This window comes from Stieleria tagensis (assembly GCF_024129865.1).
In the GTDB taxonomy this organism is placed as follows: Bacteria; Planctomycetota; Planctomycetia; order Pirellulales; family Pirellulaceae; genus Stieleria; species Stieleria tagensis.
Genome location: NZ_JAMYFE010000099.1, coordinates 15,780 through 34,805 on the forward strand (window position 1 = coordinate 15,780; position 19,026 = coordinate 34,805).

The window sequence follows — 19,026 nt, forward strand, 5'->3', positions numbered from 1 at the left end:
TGGCACGTCCCGCTCCGGTGGTTCGTCCAGCGACGTCGTCATCGAAACGCGTAACCTGAGCAAAATTTACAAAGATTTCTGGGGACGAAAAAAAGTTCACGCCCTGAAATCCTTGGACATTGAAGTTCGCAAGGGTGAAATTTTCGGGCTGCTCGGTCCCAACGGCAGTGGCAAATCGACCACGATCAAATTGATTCTGGGCCTGCTGTTCCCAACCAGTGGACGCGTGCTGGTGTTCGACAAGGACGCCACGGAAACCAAAAAGAACGAGCTGATCGGGTATTTGCCCGAAGAATCCTACCTGTACCAGTTCCTCAACGCCGAAGAGACGCTGGATTTCTACGGTCGGCTGTTTGACATGTCGGGGCGGCAACGCAAACAGCGAATCGAGGAATTGCTCAGCCTGGTCGGGCTGCAGGGCGCCCGCCACCGCCAACTACGTGAATACAGTAAAGGGATGCGACGCCGGGTGGGATTGGCCCAAGCGTTGATCAACGATCCGGACCTGATTCTGTTGGACGAACCGACCACCGGTTTGGATCCGATCGGTATTCGCGAGATGAAAGATTTGATTTTGGCACTGCGGGACCAAGGCAAAACGGTTCTGTTGTGCAGCCACCAACTGGGCGACGTGCAAGACGTTTGCGACCGGGTGGCGATTTTGCATCAAGGCGAATTGAAAGAACTCGGCCGCGTCACGGACCTGTTGAAGGTCAAAGACATCACCGAAGTTCACGCCAGTCAGTTGAGCGACGCCGCCAAACAGGAAATCGTCGACGTCATTGCCCGCCACGGCGGTCAATTGCAATCGATCGACAATCCAACCGCGACGATGGAAGAACTGTTCCTGAACATCGTTCGTGAAAGTGAAGCCCGCCCGGGTGCCCGCCGCGTTTCTGCAACGCCACAGGATGAATCGGTTGTCGACGAATCCCAGTCGGAATCTCAGCCAGAATCGCCGTCGGAATCTCAGTCGGGGAGCAATAAGTAATGAACTTGCAACCTGATGATTTCTGGACATTCTCCCAGTGGCTGCTTCGCCCGGGAGCGTTCCTGGAAAGCGCTCTGCTGCAGGGCATCGTGTTGGTCCTACTGGCGATCCTGCTCGGACTGTTAGTCGCCTACGTCATCTCGGCCGCCCACTACGGTCCCGGCGAAGGGTTCTATGCGGTCGCACGCTCGATCCGCGATTTCCTGACCGTCGATTTGCCCGGCACCAGCCCGCGGCGGATCATGGCGCTGGCGCATTTGGCGTTCAAAGAAGCCATTCGCAGACGGATCCTGTTCGTGATCGGCCTGTTTGTGGTCATTCTGTTGCTGGCCGGTTGGTTTTTGAACCCCGACAGCGATGACCCGGCGCGGTTGTATATCAGTTTTGTACTGACCGCAACGAACTATCTGGTGTTGGCTTTGGCGTTGTTCATCAGCGCGTTCTCGTTGCCTCAGGACATCGAAAACCGCACGATTTATACGATCGTCACCAAACCTGTGCGGGCCAGCGAAATCGTGCTCGGCCGAATGCTGGGGTTTGTCGCCGTCGGCACCGTGATGTTGGTCCCGATGGGGTTGGCCAGTTACATCTTTGTCAAACGTGGGCTCGACCATACCCACTTGGAAGCGGTCGAGGCCGAACAGGTCAACGGCCAGATCGTGGGCGAAACCGATCGCGTCCGCAATCACTCGCACGAGTTCACGATCGAAGACGGTGAAACGCAAGGTTTGACCGCGATCGTCCGTGGACACCGACACGTCGTTACCCGCGACGGTGACAAATTCACGATCGGCGATCCGGTCGGCCAGTTGCGCGCCCGGATTCCGTCGTATGGTGAAATCCAGTTCTATGACCGCAGCGGTGAAGCCAAAGAGGAAGGCATCGATGTCGGTGCCGAACGACTGGCCGGTGGCTATGGCAATGCCGGCATTTCACGATTGATTGGTGTGACCGGTGGCACGCGTAAATTGGAACACAGCTATGTCGAAGGTGGCACGCTGGGGATGGCTGAGTTCACATTCAGCAACGTCACCCCGAAGCGTTACCCCGACGGCATTCCAATCGACTTGTCGGTTCGCGCCTATCGATCCTACAAAGGCGACATTGAATCCGGCATTCGCGGATCGTTGACGATGAAAAACCCCGACACCGGGGCGGAATCCAATCCGATCGCGTTTGTTGTCAATGAATACCAAATCGATGAACGGACACTGCCGCTGGAGATCGAAGGCACCGATGCCAACGGCGAAACGCGATTGCTAAACGTTTACGATGACTTGGTCAACGATGACAGCCAGATGCAAATCCTGCTGCGTTGTTTGGACCGCAGCCAATACCTGGGTGTCACCAAAAGCGGTTTGTATCTGCGACCGGCCGAATCAAGTTTCGAATGGAATTTGACCAAAGCCTACATCTCGCTGTGGCTGCAAATGACGATGATCATCGCCTTTGGCGTGATGTTCAGCACCTTCCTTAGCGGCCCGGTCGCGATGGTGGCGACCGCCGTTTGTGTGTTGATGGGTTTCTCGGCAGAAAGCATTTACGACACGCGACACTTCATCGACACCAACGTTTCTCGCGGCGGCGGTCCGATCGAATCGTTGGTTCGGCTTGTCAAGCAAGACGCAATGACGACGCAATTGGACGTCGAAGGCGTCGCCAACACGCTGATCAAAAGCGCTGACGCGATGATCGTTTACACCATGGATGCCGTTGCCACCGCGCTGCCGAACCTGCCGCGGATGATGGCCACAGCGGAATACGCCGCCAGTGGAATCGATATTTTTGGCGCCGTGCTGGCGCGACACTGTGTCGCCACGCTCGGCTATTGCATCCTGGCCTTCCTTATCAGTTACTTCTTCTTGAAATCTCGCGAGATCGCGGCATGAACCAGTCGACTGCTTTTCGTCGCAAGATCATTTACTTGGTGATCCTGGTGGCGACCTTGGTCCCACTTTATTTGCTGGGGCAACCTTCCGACGGCACACCGAATTCCGGTGGCCAGTTGGCGATGATGCGTGATGATTTCGAGATCTCCGAGAGTGACTTGGGGGAAATCAGCCCGGCCAGTGAAACCATGAAACTGGCTTCGTTGGGATTGCGTGGTGTGGCCGCGACGCTGCTTTGGGAGAAAGCTCACAAGTACCGTGTGACCCACGAGTGGGATCGTCTGAAAGCCTCGCTCAATAACATCGCATTGCTGCAACCACACTACGACAAAGTCTGGGAACACCAAGCGCACAACTTGGCCTACAACGTCTCAATCGAATTCGACGACTATCGCCAACGCTATGAAATGGTGCGCGAAGGCACGGAGTTTTTGACGCGAGGTGTGCGTCAAAACCGTAAAGCTCCGCGATTGATCTGGTACACCGGTTGGTTCTATGGCCAAAAGATCGGGATGTCGGACGAAAAACGTCAATTTCGACGTCTCTTTGCTGACGACAGCGTGTTGCACGAATCGTTGGCCGAAGAAGGCATCGAAGTCGACAGCAATGAAGCGCTCGGTCCGTTGGGCAAGCCTGACAACTGGTTGGTCGGTCGCCTGTGGCTGAACCATGGCTACGACATCGTGGATGCTGGTGTCAAAATTCGACGTCAAACGCCGTTGAACTTCTACGAAACCGGTCCCAAATGGACGTTCAAGCACGCCGAAGCAATCGAACAAGAAGGCATCTTGGATCAGAACGCTGAACGCGCCTGGACCCGCGCGTCGGAGGAATGGGATCGCTTCGGACGGCGCAGTATTCCCACCACATCGCCGTTCACGATCAAGCTGGGCGCGATCAGCGACTTGGTCCAACAGCGTGCCGAAAAAGCCGAAGCCTTTCGCATCCTTGCCGGAAAGATCTATGAAGACGATCGCCAGGCGAAGATCGACGCGCTGCCGCCGGACACACGAAAAGTCTTGGAGCGCAAGCCGGAAGAACGTACCGAAGCCGGTAAGCGAGCTCTGCCACACATCCTCGCGTCGGTGACACCGAGTTTCGCTGAAATCGTGTTGCGATTGCCTGCGGAAAAACAGTTTGCCGCCGCCGAGTTGTTGAGCGAGATCAAGGACCTGGAAGACCGCATCCAAAAAACGAACGGCTATCGCAATCAAATCAACTACGTCTATTGGGAAAGCTTGGCACTGGCCGAACAGGAAGAACGAACCGTTAAAGCGCGGCGATTGATCTTTGAAGCTGAAAAAGCCAATGCAGATGCCGAATTGGATCGTGCGATCGAGTTGTACGACGAAGCCTTTGCGATTTGGGCCGAGATCTTTGATGACTATCCGATCTTGACCATCGACGACACCGCCGAAGACTTGTTCGCTTCGATTCGTCGCTACATGATCGCCATCGACTCTCAAGATCTGCCGGAAGATTTCCCGCTGAAAACGTTTGCTGAATTGATGAACCAAGGCGACGGGATCAACGACGCCCTGCTGTACGAGCAAGTTCGTGAACAGCAAGCCGAATTGGCAGTCAAACGCCAGCAGGAACTGGAAGAAGAGGAACGTCAGCGCGAAGCTGAAGCCGCCAAGGCAGCCAAAGCCGAGCAAATGAAAGCTGAGGAACCGGCCGACAAGCCCGCAGAACCGGCCTCAGCGGAGCCCACGGCGGATGCCGATGCCGACGCGAAAGAGGGCGAGCCGGAAATGAAGGAAACGGAGACGGCAGCGGAAGAGAAGCCCGCGGAGAAGGAGGAGCCTTCAGCAGAGGAAGAGCCTTCAGTAGAGCCGGGAACGGACGCAGAGCCAGATGATGCTGAATCGCCAGCCGAATCCGATGAAGCCGAGACAGAAGCCAGCGAAGAGACCGCTGAGTGATTCGCGTGTGACTCGGCGATCGTGGTTCGTTGGTGTGGAGGATTTATCCGACCGGTCAGCAGGCTCTCACCTGCGGTCGGATGCTTGTTGCGCGGCAGCTGCGAAGCTGGCGTGTTGCCTGGGGGAAGTGGCCCTGACACGCTAAAGTGTGAACTCCAACTGTGACTGCGGGATCGTGGTTTGTTGGTGTGGAGGATTTATCCGACTGATTAGCAGGCTCTTACCTGCGGTCGGATGCTTGTTGCGCGGCAGCTGCGAAGCTGCCGTGTTACCTGGGGCCCTGACACGCTGAAGCGTGAACTTGGGCGGTGGCTGGCGGATGTCCCCTACTAGGCGGCGACTCGGGCGCCTGATTGATAGTAGCTGGAGATCGTATCGACGACTTGCCGCTGCTCCGTTTCCGTCAACGTCGGGAAGATCGGCAGGTTCAAGATCTCTTGGCTTGCTCGTTCGGTTTCCGGCAGTGTAGATCCGTCGATCTTCAGATATTCGTAGCACTGTTGTTTGTGCATCGGCACCGGATAGTAGATTTCGCTGCCGACGCCGCGCTCGCCCATGAACTCACGCATCGCATCACGACGACCTTCGCCAATGCGAATTCCAAACTGGTTCCAGACGTGGAACGCATTGGGATCTTGAGTCGGCAGGACGATTTGATCCGGGCCGACCAATCCGGCCTCTTCCAACAGATTCATGTAACGGTTGGCGATTGTCGTGCGGGCTGTGATCGCATCGTCCAAATGACGAAGTTTCACACGCAGCACTGCGGCTTGAAAGGTATCGATGCGGCTGTTGATTCCAACCACTTGGTGATAGTAACGCGGTCGCATGCCGTGCCCGGCAATCAGTCGCATGCGGTCTGCCATCGCAGCATCGCGGCTGGTCAACATCCCGGCATCGCCCATCGCACCCAGATTTTTGGTCGGGTAAAAACTGAAACAACCGGCTGCTCCCCAGCTGCCGGCCGGCCGCGAATGATAGGCCGCTCCGATGGCTTGGGCGGCGTCTTCGATCACCGCAATGTCATGCTGATTGGCGATCTGGCAGATACGGTCGATCTGAGCACATTGACCAAACAAGTGCACCGGGATGATGGCTTTGGTGTTCGGTGTGATCGCAGCCGCGATGCACTCCGGATCGATATTGAACGTGTCGGGGCAGATATCTGCAAAAATGGGGGTGGCCCCCAACCGCGTGATGCAGCTGACCGAGGCAAAGAATGTGAAGCTGGGGACGATGACCTCATCGCCCGGTTGCAAATCCAATGCCATCAAAGCCAATAGCAGCGCATCGCTTCCGGATGCACAGCCGACGGCATTTTCGACTTGGCAGTAGCTGGCGATCTCATTTTCCAGCTCGGTGACGTCGGGGCCGAACAAAAAACGGCCGCTATCGACGACTGCGGTCAGGGCTTCAACAAATTCATCGCGCAGGGGTTGGTTGTCGCGATTGACGTCCAATAGGGGGACGCGGGGGGCAGGGCCAGACATATTCGAACCTTCCTTGGTCGTGTTTTCTCGATAAAACGCGGGAGAACGAGCGTGGTCGGCGAGGTGATCCGGTTCGACCCGTCGGCATCGCGATCGTTGTTTTTTTGAGCGGGAAACTCCGCCGATTGTCATACCCGGCCAGCCTCGATCGGGTCAATAGAAATGCCGGCTGAGAAAACTTGGGAAATCACAAGCCATGCCGCCTAACAATTTGCCAGATCGCTCGTGTTTTCAACTGTACCGCCCTGAAAAAAAACTGTTCTGCCCTGAAAAAACGCGTTTTCCGCCACACCGGACGCGAAACGATTCTGCTCTGATCACACCATGCCAGATCACGTCGCCCAGCACGCCCAGGACGATCCGCCACATGTGGGCGAGGTCGCTGGGGTACAGACGGACGATTCGACGGGAAAACCAGCCGGCCCAGCGGCGAAATCCCCGCCGCATTGGTCCAGCGACGAAATCGGTTTGTTGATCAGCCGCTACGAGCGACAACTACTGGCATATGCCTGTCGCATGTTAAACGGGGATTGGCCAGCGGCTCAGGATGCGGTGCAAGAAACGTTTTTACGGCTGTGCCGCGAAGATCGAAGCAAGATCATCGCTCGGATTCAGCCGTGGTTGTTCGCCGTCTGCCGTAGTCGAGTGATTGATATGCAACGCACACGCCATTCTCATCCGGTCGACGCCGCCGAAATTTCGGTGGCCGACCCGCACCCCGATGCCACCACTGCGGCGATCGCAGCCGAGCAGAGTCAACAGCGGCACAGCCGGTTGGCCGCGCTCTTGGATCAGCTTTCACCGCGGCAACAGGAAGTCTTGCGTCTGCGGATGCAAGCCGGGCTCAGCTATCGCGAAATCGCAGATGTCACGGGGCTGACGGTCAGCAACGTTGGCTTCCATCTGCACGCCGCGGTCCGCTGTTTGAAAGACGGCGTGGCAACCATCTGACGTCGTCTTCCGGCTGCCCACACTGGGCTGCTGTTCGATTCCCTGTCGCTCCATTTCGTCCCGTTCGTTCGCCGAGAGGCAACTTTGATGTCCGATTCAAACCGATCAACCAATCATCGCTCCGATTCGTCCGCCTGGGATGATCCACGCGTCACCGCCTACGTCATGCAAGAACTTGCCGATGACCAACGCGCGTCATTCGAAGCGGAATTGCAGTCCAATCCGTCACTTCGAGATGCGGTCACACAGGCCCAACAAGTCACCGAACAATTGCAAGAACTGTTCGCCGGTGAAACGCCCAACGCACTGGAGGACCAGCGGCGGCAGCAGATCATGCAAACGTCGAATCAGTCGCCGGGAGCGTCTGTTGCTGCGACCACCCCTGTTTCAACCGCCGGAAACACCGCCAAACCGCGGCGGTTGACGCCTTGGCTGTTGGCCGCTGCGGCAACGATTCTATTGGCCTGTGGCATCGCTCCCGCGTTAAATAAATCACGCTCTGTCGCCCGAATTCAACCCGCCTTGCCGCAGTCTAATCCGGCTGCATCGGTCGACGAATCGACCGCACTGATCGAGAACCCCGCCGGGCGACAGACTGCGTCGGACAACAGCAAGCTCGAATCGTTGAACGGCCCCGCGCTGAACGTTCTCAGTGATTCCGTCGATTTTACCGAGGGCCTTCAGGCCCCATTGCATGCCGAAAATAAACCGTTTTCGCCAGCGATTGCCCCCGGGAGTGGTTCAGAAAAATCCGTCCAGCTGCATGAAGCAGCAGAGGAACAATTTGCTTTTGAAGGTCTCATGGTCGAAGAACTTACACGACCGGCATCCAAACAATTGGCCCAAAAAAACCGCGAGCTCGGCACGATCGCCGGAAAACCTGGCAGGCCGATCTTAAGCAAAAAACTGTCCGCCGGTTTCGTGACCGAAGCGAAACAGCCCACCGAGTACTACTACAGGAATCTCTCCCAAGGCTTGAACAATTTCAGCACGCTATCGCTGGACCAAAGCCGCTACGAAACGATCGTCGAGAATGAGTTTCAGGCGGTCAGCGAGCATCCGCTCAGCACCTTTTCGATCGATGTCGACACAGCCAGTTACAGCAAAGTTCGGCGAACGCTGCTGGGCGGCGGCCTGCCGGTCCCCGACGCAGTGCGGATCGAAGAATTGGTCAACTACTTTCAATACGACTACGCTGCCCCGGCGGCTGACGCGAAGCATCCGTTTGCCGCAAATGTGACCATCACGAGCTGCCCTTGGAACACGGAGCATCGATTGGCGCGAGTCGCGATTCAGGGCAAGACAATCACACGCCAGCAGCGACCGCCATGCAATCTGGTGTTTCTGCTGGACACCAGTGGTTCGATGAATTCGCCCAGCAAATTGCCGTTGGTGATCGAAGGCATGACAATGCTGACCAAGCAACTGGGCGAAAACGATCGCGTTGCAATCGTCGTCTACGCCGGTTCGGCAGGGCTGGTGCTCGACAGCACACCGGCGAACAAACACAAGAAAATCAAAAAGGCTTTGGCACAATTGTCAGCCGGTGGCAGCACCAACGGCGGCGCCGGCATCCAACTGGCCTACGCAACCGCACGGGACCATTTCATCAAAGACGGCGTCAACCGCGTGATCCTGTGTACCGATGGTGATTTTAACGTCGGCATCAGCGGCACCAATCCGTTGGTTGATTTGGTCACCGAAGAAGCGTCCGGCGGTATTTTTCTGACCGCACTGGGGTTCGGCATGGACAACCACAACGACGCCATGATGGAACAGATCAGCGGCAAAGGAAACGGCAACTATGCGTTTATTGATACCGCCAACGAAGCTCGTAAAGTCCTGGTGCGACAAACCGATGCGACATTGGTGACGATCGCCAAAGACGTCAAGTTTCAGTTGGAGTTCAATCCCCGTTTGGTATCCCAGTACCGGTTGATCGGATACGAAAACCGCGTACTGGCCAAAGAGGACTTCAATGATGACAAAAAAGACGCGGGTGAGATCGGTGCCGGCCACCAAGTCACGGCGCTGTATGAACTGGTGCCCGGCGATGGCAGTGGTCAGGCGAAATCGTCGGTCGACCCACTGAAGTACCAGAGTGAACTTCAGCTGTCCGAGGCGGCAGCGGGAGATGACACACTGACCCTCAAATTGCGATACAAACAACCCGACGGCGACACCAGCACGTTGGTCGAGTTCACCGCCAGAGACGACGAGCAAGCGTTTGAAAATGCAGACGACAACTTCAAATTTGCTGCCGCCGTGGCTTCCTTTGGCATGCAACTACGCCACAGTCAGTTTGCCGGTGACTGGACACTGCCGACCGTTGCGGAAGTGGCTGCAGCGAATCTTGGTAGCGATGAATTTGAGTTGCGAGGCGAGTTCGTCCAGCTTGTTCAACAAGCGATCCGCCTAAGCGACGGACGTTGAACACACACCGAGAAGGGAGATTGGTTTTTGGTAACCCGACGTGTCAGCGAGAGATCCCGCTAGCACCCTAAATCCCTCGCTAACGCGTCGGGTTGTGATAAAATAGCCACTAAAAACGCAATGCCGGTCGGATAAATCCTCCACACCAGCGCAGCGACTGACGTTTGTGGAGGGCGCAGCTAGGATGATTTTACCGGCACACGGCGGGCGTCCACCGGTGTCAGGCGATCATCGTTTTCTAAACGGGCTTTGGGATCTGAACCGACGGTGTGTGCCAGCGATCGGCCGAGTCGGCTGGCCATCAGTGAGGGCAACAAGAAAACGTCGCCCAGCAATGCCGCCAACAGCAGCCCGAACATCAGCAATGCAAATTGGCTGGTCGGAACAAAATCACTGAACCAGTAAACCATCAGCGACAGTCCGCATACCATGGTTGTCTGTAGCATCGCCCAACCACATTGTGACAATGCCCCATGGGCGGCGCGGATTTGCCCCAGGCCTTGGGCCCGACGCGAACCGAATCGAGACAGCAAATGCACCGTGTCGTCAACGGCGATCCCCAACGCCACACTGGCCGACATCACCGATCCGATATCCAGCGGCGTTCCACGCAACCCCATCCAACCAAACAGAGCCACGGTGGGGAACAGGTTTGGGATCATTGCCACCAACCCGCCACGCAGACTTTTTAAAACAAACACCATCACCACCGCGACGACAGCAAACGCCGTTAAAAAACTCCGGAACAAATCCCCCAGCAATACTTTTTGGGCTTCGTGCACCACAACCGCTGGACCGGTCAGCACAACGTCTGCCGACAAATCATGTTTGCCGGCCTCTTGTTGAACCACTTCCCGCGCGGTGGCTTCGATCGCGGCCAATGTCACGGAGTAATCGACGCTGTCAGGATCCCACAATCGCAACGTGATACGCCACACTTCTGATTCGGCATCGCGTGAGATTAAACCGAGATCTCCTAGACCACTTTCGTCGTCGCGAATCATTTCCGCAATCGCAGCGCGAGTCGAACTATCCCGCCATGATTTTCCGCTTGGAATCGTCCGCGTAAAACTGACCGCCGACACGGCACCACCGACAGGATCGCTTTGCATTGCGGCAACATGAGCCGCGCGGACGACGGCAAATCGATCCAGCGGTGAATCTTGTTCGCCAAGTGGCGGGAATTCAACCAGCAACTCAGCAGTGGATGTCGCTCCGACGTGTTCTTCAAACCAGGCGTACTCTTGGCGAATGGCACTGTCCGGTTGAAACATCCGCAACAGATTCACCGACGTTTTCAACGATCCGAGGCCCGACGCCAATCCGCCGGCGAACAAAAAGAAAATGATCAGCGTCGGCCAAGGCCGCGAAAGTCGCATCCGCACGATGCTGTAGATTTTACTGCGGCGTCGTTCCGCAGCCGGTGTCAGGGCTTCCGGTTGGTGAGGGGCCGGTCCCTTCTGACGAAGTTTTTTTTCCTTCCACTCACGCCCCAAAATCATCGCACCGGGCAACACCAACAGCAACAACAACAACGTTGACAACACGCCCACCGAGGCCACGAACCCGAACACACGAATTGGCTCGATACGGACCAGCATCAATGACCCCAGACCAACAACGGTGGTGCCGGTTGCCAAAAAACAGGGCACGATCCCAGCTCGAATCGCACGTTTAGCCGCTTGGCTGGCGGTCAGTTCCGGAAACTCATGCGAGGCATCAAGAAAGTAATTGCTAAGGTGGATTCCGGCCGAAATCGTGAGCACAAAGACCAACGGTGGCAACACAATCAACACCGCGTTCATCGGGGTGCCGGTGTAATACACCAGCGCCAGCACCATCCCTTCGCCGATCACCGCGATTGCCGTGATGGCAATTGTTAGCGGCAGCGAACGCAAACAGATAAAACAGATCAACGCTGCAATCACAGCCGACGGCGGCGCGAAAACATTGATGCTGCGAATACTCTCGGTATCCACATCGGCACCGTCACGTGGTCCGCCGACGATCGCAATTTGACTGTTTTCGACCTCGGCAACCTCGGCAATCAATTCACGCATCAACGGCAGCACGGCACGACGATGGGCATGGGCCGGTTCATCAAGCGTGATCACCAAACAGGTTTGATCACCATCGGGGCCGACCAAAAAACCCTTTAATCGGGCAATCGCGCTGCGGCGGGACAACGACGATGGCGATGCGGTCATCTTGTCGACCACCGATGCCCCGGATTGAACCTCCAAAAACGGAGTGCGGCTTTCACAGACGTCCGCAATCGCATCCACCCATGCTGCACCCGGCAACACCGCATCGGTCTGTGGCGAATCCGACGCCGGCGCAGCAGACGTCGGCGGCTGTGCCGGATCGCTGCCCAAGTGGCTGGACAGCGCATCGAATGCACGCGTCACTTCGCGCAGGCCTTCCGATTCCAAGGTCGCACCGGGCCAGGAAATCAGCAGCGCATCAGAAACCACAAACCGGCGACACAGTTCATTGAACGCAGCTTTTTCGGAAAGCGTGTCTGGAACCCAATCGATCGGTCGATTCAGCAGACTGTGGATCGCGGCGTTGGAATGGACGATGGCGGGAATCGCCAGCACTGCCAGCAGGATCGCGCCAGCGGTCATTCGACGCAGGTAGCGTTGACGGAGTTTCGAATCTTCCCCCACGCGTTACATCTCCCTCGAACGCGGAATCGGTTGGACCAGCAAGCTTCTGCTGCATTGCTTTATAGCCGACCGAGGTCTCCTACGGCAGGACGCGATGAATCCAGATCCCATCTGACCAGGCCCTACACTGTTCGGTTTGCTAAACTGCAGCGGTTGTTCCTAGCAGTCCCCCCCTAATTGATGACGATTTTGACCCGCGATGAAAATGAAGTCTGCATACGATTGCGTTGTGATTGGTGCCGGACCGGCCGGTGGTAGTGCAGCGTCGATCACTGCCGAAGGTGGCTTGGACACGTTGTTGATCGAACGTGAACGCATCCCGCGGTTCCATGTCGGCGAATCGCTGATGCCCGAATCGTATTGGCCGTTGCACCGATTGGGGCTGACCGAGCGTGTTTTGTCAGCCGGTTGGCAGGTCAAAAAAAGCGTTCAATTTGTGACGCATCGCGGCAACGAATCCGCACCCTTCTTTTTCCGCCAACACGATCCGCGCGATTGCAGTGATACCTGGCAAGTCGAACGCAGCGAATTCGACAAAATGTTGTACGATCGGGCAGCTGAATTGGGGGCGGATTGCTACGACCAAACTCGATTGACCGATGTGTTGTTTGATGACGCGGGCCGCACCACCGGCGTCACCGTAAAAGATGCTGAGGGCCAGTCACACCAAATTCAATGCAAAGTGGTGATCGATGCGACCGGCCAGCAATCCTTTCTGGCCAATAAACTGGGATTGGTCCGAGTCGACCCCCATCTGAAAAAGGCGGCCATCTGGGGCTACTATCGCGACGCCGTCCGCGGCGAAGGGGATAACGAAGGCGCTACGATTATCCTGCAAACCGAAACCAAAGATTCCTGGTTTTGGTTCATCCCGCAATCGCGTGGTATCTCCAGCATCGGCTGTGTCGGTGACACCGCTTACCTGTTGAAAGGCCGTGGAACCCCCGAACAAATTTTCATGGAAGAACTGGCCAAGTGCCCCGGATTGATCACGCGATTGGAAAATGCGACCCGATTGGGCGAGATTCGGACCGCCAAAGAGTTTTCCTACACCACCTCCCAACATGCCGGTGACGGCTGGGTGCTGGTCGGCGACGCGTTCGGTTTTATTGATCCCGTCTATTCGTCCGGCGTCTACTTTGCCCTCGATATGGGGGTTCGTGCCGGCGAGGCGGTGCTCGCTGGATTCCAAGCAAACGATTTGTCGGCGCAGCGTCTGGGCAGTTGGGTCGACGAATTCAAGCAGGGCGCAAAATGGTTGCGAAAACTAGTCGACGCGTTCTACACCAAGGAATTCAGCATCGGCCGGTTTATGAAAGAGCACCCCGAACATCGAAGCAATGTTACAAACCTGTTGATCGGACGCATCTTTGAACAAGATTCCGAGCAACTGTTTAAGGACATGGAACGATCGATCGAGAAAGCCAAATTGGCGATGGCGAACTGAAACAGACCGCGTTTCTCGATTTGCTATCACGCCCAGCGGAGTCGGCTGACCCCGCGATTGGCAACCGGGCTGACCTTTCGCTGCCAAGCTGGCGTTGACTAGGATTGCCGGCGGCCGCCCCGGTGCCTCTCGTTTTGGTGTTGCGGCAGCCCGGTTGATGGAGAACCGGTCATCTCAAACTCGGCTTGGAAGGATCCCCGTGTCTGCCGCATTACCCCTGCCCCCGAACCAACCTCCCCACGAGGCGGGTTCCGGTTTGCCTGAAACGCTGCTCGAGCGGCTTCGTTTGATTCGCCAGACGGTTGCGACCGAAGCCGCCGCGCTGCAGCGAGCGTCGCAGGTGATTGGCCCCTCGGCTGTCCGCGCGGCCGAGCTCTCCGCGGCCTGCAGCGGCAGTGTGGTCGTGACCGGCGTCGGAAAGGCCGGATTGGTCGGCCAGAAACTGGTCGCCACACTGGCCAGCACAGGAACGCCCGCCCATTTTCTGCACCCCACCGAAGCGATCCACGGTGATTTTGGCCGAGTCAAACACGATGATTTGGTTTGGGCACTGTCCAATTCCGGTCGCAGCGCAGAAGTCACACAAATCGCCGCGCAACTGGCCAGCCAGGGTTCGGGACTGGTGTCTTTCACCGCCGACGAAGACAACCCGTTGGCCGAGGCGGCGGACTGCAACGTGGTGTTTGGGCGTCACCCGGAAGCCTGCCCGCACGGTTTGGCACCCACCAGCAGCACTTCGGTGATGATGGCCGTCGGCGACGCGGTGGCATTGTTGGCTAGCCAAATCCGCCAATTCACTCCGCGTGATTTTGCCCAGTTTCATCCCGGCGGTGCTCTGGGCCGAAAGCTGTCAACCGTCGGCCAACTGATGCGTCCGATCGCATCCTGCCGGATTTCCCCACAGTCGCTGACGATTCGCGACTGCATGGTATCCAGCTCCATATCCGGCCGTCGCAGCGGTGCGGTGATGTTGATCGACGACGACGGCTCGTTGACCGGCATCTTCACCGACAGCGATTTGGCGCGGCTGTTGGAATCCCGCTGCGAAGATGCATTTGATTCGATCATCCAATCAAAGATGACCCGCGAACCCCATCGTGTGACCAGCGACACGCTGTTGACCGAAGCGATCGCGCTGCTCAGTCGTCTGCGGATCAGCGAACTGCCGGTCGTCGATCAAAACGGCAAACCGGTTGGCATGATCGACATCACCGACCTGATCGCCCTTGGCGAGGTCACCCCACCAGAGACAGACCGCCCGGATCGTCCCACCATCCCGATTTCATCTTAGACCCTATGCCCGTCCAGCTTCGATCCGATAGCGCCCTGGCGCAACCCATTCGCTGCATCCTGTCGGATGTGGACGGTGTGATGACCGATGGCCGCATCATCTACGATTCGGCTGGTGTGGAAAGCAAGCAGTTCCATGTCCGCGACGGGCTGGGGATCAAACTGTGGATGCAAGCCGGATTTGAGTTCGCGATTATCACCGCCCGCAACAGTCCGATGGTGGATCGCCGCGCGGGCGAATTAGGAATCCAGCATGTTTCGCAAGGCAGCGGAAACAAGCTGCAACGCGCCCAACAAATTTTGACTCAAATCGATTGTGACCTGTCACAAGTTTGTTATGTCGGCGACGACCTGCCGGACATTTGTGTGATGCAGCAAGCGGGATTGGCCGTAGCGCCAGCCGATGCAGCGACGGATGCCCGCGAAGCGGCTCACTGGGTCCTGCACCAGCGCGGTGGTCAGGGTGCCGTCCGCGAAGTCGTGGAACGTCTGCTACGAGCCAAGGATTGCTGGAATCCAGCTGGGATTTAACTTTGAAGATCAGTCGCAACCGTCGCAACTATTTGACCGCTCTGTGCGTGATGACGCTCTGCGCTGGCGCGTACCGTGTCGCCGCGTCACAGTTGTTGAAGGTCCCCAAGGTGACGATCGTCGCCCCGCGACCGCCGACTGAAAAACCAGAGCTGAAACAGGGATTGGCTGATCTGTTTCCGGCCGATGCCTGGCAGCGCGGTGATTGCAAACGATTGCTGACCAGCAACGGTGCCCTGCTGTGCAAGGAACTGCGCCAGATCTCCGAAGACCGTTGGCGTCTGGAACCGCTGACGATCGTCATCGGCCGCGGACTGTCCGACGACGACGCCGATGCACCGATCGTCTTGACCGCGCCCGAGGGCGCAGAAATTCAGTTCGCGCAGTCGCTGGACATGATCGGTGGCAATGCCCCGCCGATCAAAATGGGCCGCATGATTGGCGACGTCGTGATCGAACGGGTGAATGCGGAAAAGCCCAGTGAGAAAATGAGGGTCGAAACACAAAATGTGCGGATCGACAATCAAAAGGTCTGGACGACCGAGAGGATCACGATGCAGGTCGGTGATGCCGAACTGCGTGGACGTGACATGACGATCTACCTGGCCTCGTCCGCCGCGTCGGCGACCAAAGCGAAAACGCCGGCAACGATCCTGGATCGCATGGACCTCGTCTACTTGGAAGAACTGCGCATCCCGCTGAATCAAGATTCCTTGGATGCTCGCAAACCGCGACGGATCGGATCCACCGCCCAGCCGGCTGATCAGCCGACCGATCACGGCGTGGTTTCGATCCGCTGCAAAAATGGCATGGTGTATGACTTTGCACTCGACCGTCTGTCGCTACGCGAATCGATTGTGATGTCCCGATCGGTGGAAGACCAAGTCGTCGACCGGTTTGATTGCGATACCTTGGATCTGGTGCTTCGCGATCCGGCCAACCGAACGCTCGTCCGCCGCAGTCCGCTGGACTGGATCGATCGGGTCCGCGCGACCGGCAAACCGGCGATGATCAATTTGTCGACCTATGACTTGCAACTGGCCGCCGAGAGCATCGAATTTGATGCCGTCGGCGGATTGCTGCGTGCCGAAAGCGACACCGACGAGAGTACACCGGGCGCTAGCCAACAGGGTGTGCAGATTCGTCGCGGCAACGTCCAGGCACACCTTGCACGACTGGCCTATCAGTTCAACCCCGATGCACCCAAAGAAATCGGAACCATTGATGCCATGGGCGCAGGCCTGGTCACGATCAATGACCCCGCATTTGCCCTGCGTCACCTGCAATGGACCGAAGGTTTCAATCTAGAACCACTTAGCCGCGCGACGGTTGATGCGGTCAAACAAAAACAGGAACAAAGCAAGTTGGGGCTGCGAATCGATGGCGCTGTCGAAGCCCGCCTAGCCGATGGCGGTGTGATCCAAGCCGGATCGATCGAAGGCGTTTTGAAACCGCACTATGTGGATGAACCGACCGGCCATGATCTGGCATCGACCTCCGATTCCATTTCACCTCCCCAGCCCGAGACGGAATCCAAGCTGACGTTGATCCCCGAAGTCTTTCATGCCAGCAACGCGGTCTCGATCAATTCCAATCAGATCCTGGCCAATATGAATCAACTCAGTTTGTATTTTGAACAGGCCGCCGATCTGGCCAATCGCGCCCCGTCGGCCAACCTGATGAGCGGATCGCCGGGACAATCACGTCCCAAACCCAAAGGGATCCTGGCCGGTCTGGTCAGTCAACCGGAATCGACCGATCAGCTGCGGACTCCCGTGGCACGTCCACGTCCGACCCTCTCAGGCGATCTCGTGTCTGCCCTGCTGTTGCTGACACCACACGGGATCGAGGCCAAAGATCTAAGCATCAATGGCAACGTGTTCGTCAAACACCAGGTCGAATCCGGCACGCAAGTCTTGCCCGTTGAAATGAACGGCGACTCGCTGCGTCTGCAGGGCATTGCAGCTTCCCAGGCGTCCGGGCGCAACTACTTACAACTCGGCAGTGGTCCCCAGTCGCCGGCACGACTGAAAATGGGTGACGGGTTTTTCGTCGGACCCATGATCAAGGTTTGGCCAAACGAAAACGTGGTCCAGGTCAGCGGGGCCGGAGAGCTCAAAATCCCGACCGAGATGCTGCCGACCAAGTCACGCTCCAACGTCACGCAGCAGCCCGACCGAGGCTCAAAACTGGAATGGGTCAGCGCACCGCATTGCCGCTGGGGTGGTGAGATGCAATTCGATGGTCAATATGCGGAGATCACCGGCGGCGTGCAAATCGACACCGAATTAATCAATGGTGACGAACCCTGGACGGCAACGATGACCGGTGACGCGATGGAGATTGCACTGACCCATCCGGTTGAACTGCTCGATCGAACCACGATGGCAGCCGCCGAAATCGCGACAATCAATTTGGTGCAATTGAACCGACAACCAGTCACTGTCCGCGCCGAACAACTTGCCGTTGATCAAACCCCCAAAGCACGACACTTGATCACAGCCAACCGCCTGGAGTTCACCCCCGGCGCAGGCGGCCAATTTCGTGGCCTTGGCCCCGGATGGTATCGAGGTTGGTTGCTGACAAACCAAAGCAATTCGATTCTGTCGGCCGATGTCGCGGTGACGGAAAATCGCGGACGCCAAGTCCTGCAGGGAGTGCACCTGACGTTCCGGGAAGAATTGCAGGGCGACTTGGAAAACGAAACCTTGGCGTTCACCGGTGGCGTCCGCAGTGGCGTTCGTAAACTTCAGTCCTGGGACGAAGTCGTGGACGTAGACCAAATGCAGCGTCTGGCGGTCGGTGAAATGACGATGGATTGCCAGCGACTTCAGTTCGGAATCACACCCGGCGTTCCCGATGATCTGCGGCGTCTGCCGGGGATGCCCACCCCTTGGGAAATGATCGCCCAAGACGGAGTGATTGTGCGGAGCAACACTGCCGAGCGGGGCTTGATCCAAGGCAACGCGTCGCGCGCCTCCTACGTCTCCAAACAATCTCGATTGTTGATCGAAGGCTCCGCACAACGAAGTGCGATGGTCAAACAAACGCTTCCCAGTGGCGAACAGGGCTTCCAAATGCGGATGCCACGACTGGCAATCAATCTGAAGACCTACGAGACAGAAATGATCATGGAAGACGCCCAGATCGACCGCCTGCCGCAACGCTGATCCAATCTGCAACGATCATTCGCTGCAATCCAGATTCGCCGTTGAGACGTTTCGAAGCCAGCGTTCGCGGGCGAGGACTTGGTTTTTTCAACCCGACGCGTGACAGCTATCGATCTAGTCTTCGAAGGCAAATCAGCATGAAAATGGTAACCCGAAGCGTGAGTTTTGAAGTTGCGCTAAACAGCCTCTTCAACTCAAACGACTCAGCGATTTGCCGCTTCGATCTCTGTACTCTCCCGC

Annotated in this window: 11 protein-coding genes; 9 read left to right on the plus strand and 2 right to left on the minus strand. The window is 57.1% G+C overall.

Annotation, left to right across the window (positions count from 1 at the left end; all coding sequences use genetic code 11):
* Window positions 1-40: 40 nt before the first annotated feature.
* The 3 genes from NHH03_RS21790 to NHH03_RS21800 are packed head-to-tail and all read left to right on the plus strand — an operon-like array spanning window position 41 to window position 4,805.
* Window positions 41-991, plus strand: coding sequence for an ABC transporter ATP-binding protein (locus NHH03_RS21790; protein ID WP_253159645.1), 951 nt, complete (start codon window positions 41-43; stop codon window positions 989-991).
* Complete coding sequence (locus tag NHH03_RS21795; protein WP_253159625.1) at window positions 991-2,880, plus strand: ABC transporter permease; 1,890 nt, start codon at window positions 991-993, stop codon at window positions 2,878-2,880. The genes NHH03_RS21790 and NHH03_RS21795 overlap by 1 nt, the downstream gene beginning before the upstream one ends.
* Window positions 2,877-4,805, plus strand: coding sequence for an IRE (iron responsive element) (locus NHH03_RS21800; protein WP_253159627.1), 1,929 nt, complete (start codon window positions 2,877-2,879; stop codon window positions 4,803-4,805). Before NHH03_RS21795 ends, NHH03_RS21800 begins: the two co-directional genes overlap by 4 nt.
* A gap of 329 nt (window positions 4,806-5,134) precedes the next feature.
* Here NHH03_RS21800 and NHH03_RS21805 read toward each other — a convergent pair whose 3' ends face one another.
* Window positions 5,135-6,295, minus strand: coding sequence for a DegT/DnrJ/EryC1/StrS family aminotransferase (locus NHH03_RS21805; RefSeq protein ID WP_253159629.1), 1,161 nt, complete (start codon window positions 6,293-6,295; stop codon window positions 5,135-5,137).
* Between the two features lie 324 nt (window positions 6,296-6,619).
* Between NHH03_RS21805 and NHH03_RS21810 the strand changes: the two genes are divergently transcribed.
* Entirely contained in the window at window positions 6,620-7,246 is a 627-nt protein-coding gene (locus tag NHH03_RS21810) for an RNA polymerase sigma factor (protein ID WP_253159631.1), read from the plus strand.
* An 87-nt stretch (window positions 7,247-7,333) separates the two neighbouring features.
* Window positions 7,334-9,679 carry a YfbK domain-containing protein gene (locus tag NHH03_RS21815; RefSeq protein ID WP_253159634.1) on the plus strand — a complete coding sequence of 782 codons (2,346 nt, stop codon included), beginning with the start codon at window positions 7,334-7,336 and terminating at the stop codon, window positions 9,677-9,679.
* A 179-nt stretch (window positions 9,680-9,858) separates the two neighbouring features.
* Here the strand turns inward: NHH03_RS21815 and NHH03_RS21820 are convergent, their stop codons facing one another.
* Window positions 9,859-12,348, minus strand: coding sequence for an efflux RND transporter permease subunit (locus tag NHH03_RS21820; protein ID WP_253159635.1), 2,490 nt, complete (start codon window positions 12,346-12,348; stop codon window positions 9,859-9,861).
* Between the two features lie 205 nt (window positions 12,349-12,553).
* Between NHH03_RS21820 and NHH03_RS21825 the strand changes: the two genes are divergently transcribed.
* The 4 genes from NHH03_RS21825 (at window position 12,554) to NHH03_RS21840 (ending at window position 18,786) form a co-directional block, all read left to right on the plus strand.
* Window positions 12,554-13,795: an NAD(P)/FAD-dependent oxidoreductase gene (locus NHH03_RS21825; protein WP_253159637.1), complete on the plus strand. Its 1,242-nt coding sequence runs from the start codon at window positions 12,554-12,556 to the stop codon at window positions 13,793-13,795.
* Window positions 13,796-13,994: 199 nt separating this feature from the next.
* Entirely contained in the window at window positions 13,995-15,086 is a 1,092-nt protein-coding gene (locus tag NHH03_RS21830; RefSeq protein WP_253159639.1) for a KpsF/GutQ family sugar-phosphate isomerase, read from the plus strand.
* A 5-nt stretch (window positions 15,087-15,091) separates the two neighbouring features.
* Entirely contained in the window at window positions 15,092-15,616 is a 525-nt protein-coding gene (locus NHH03_RS21835) for a KdsC family phosphatase (RefSeq protein WP_253159641.1), read from the plus strand.
* A complete protein-coding gene (locus NHH03_RS21840; RefSeq protein ID WP_253159643.1) occupies window positions 15,592-18,786 on the plus strand; it encodes a hypothetical protein in 3,195 nt (1,064 codons plus the stop codon). Before NHH03_RS21835 ends, NHH03_RS21840 begins: the two co-directional genes overlap by 25 nt.
* The last annotated feature ends 240 nt before the right edge of the window (window positions 18,787-19,026 follow it).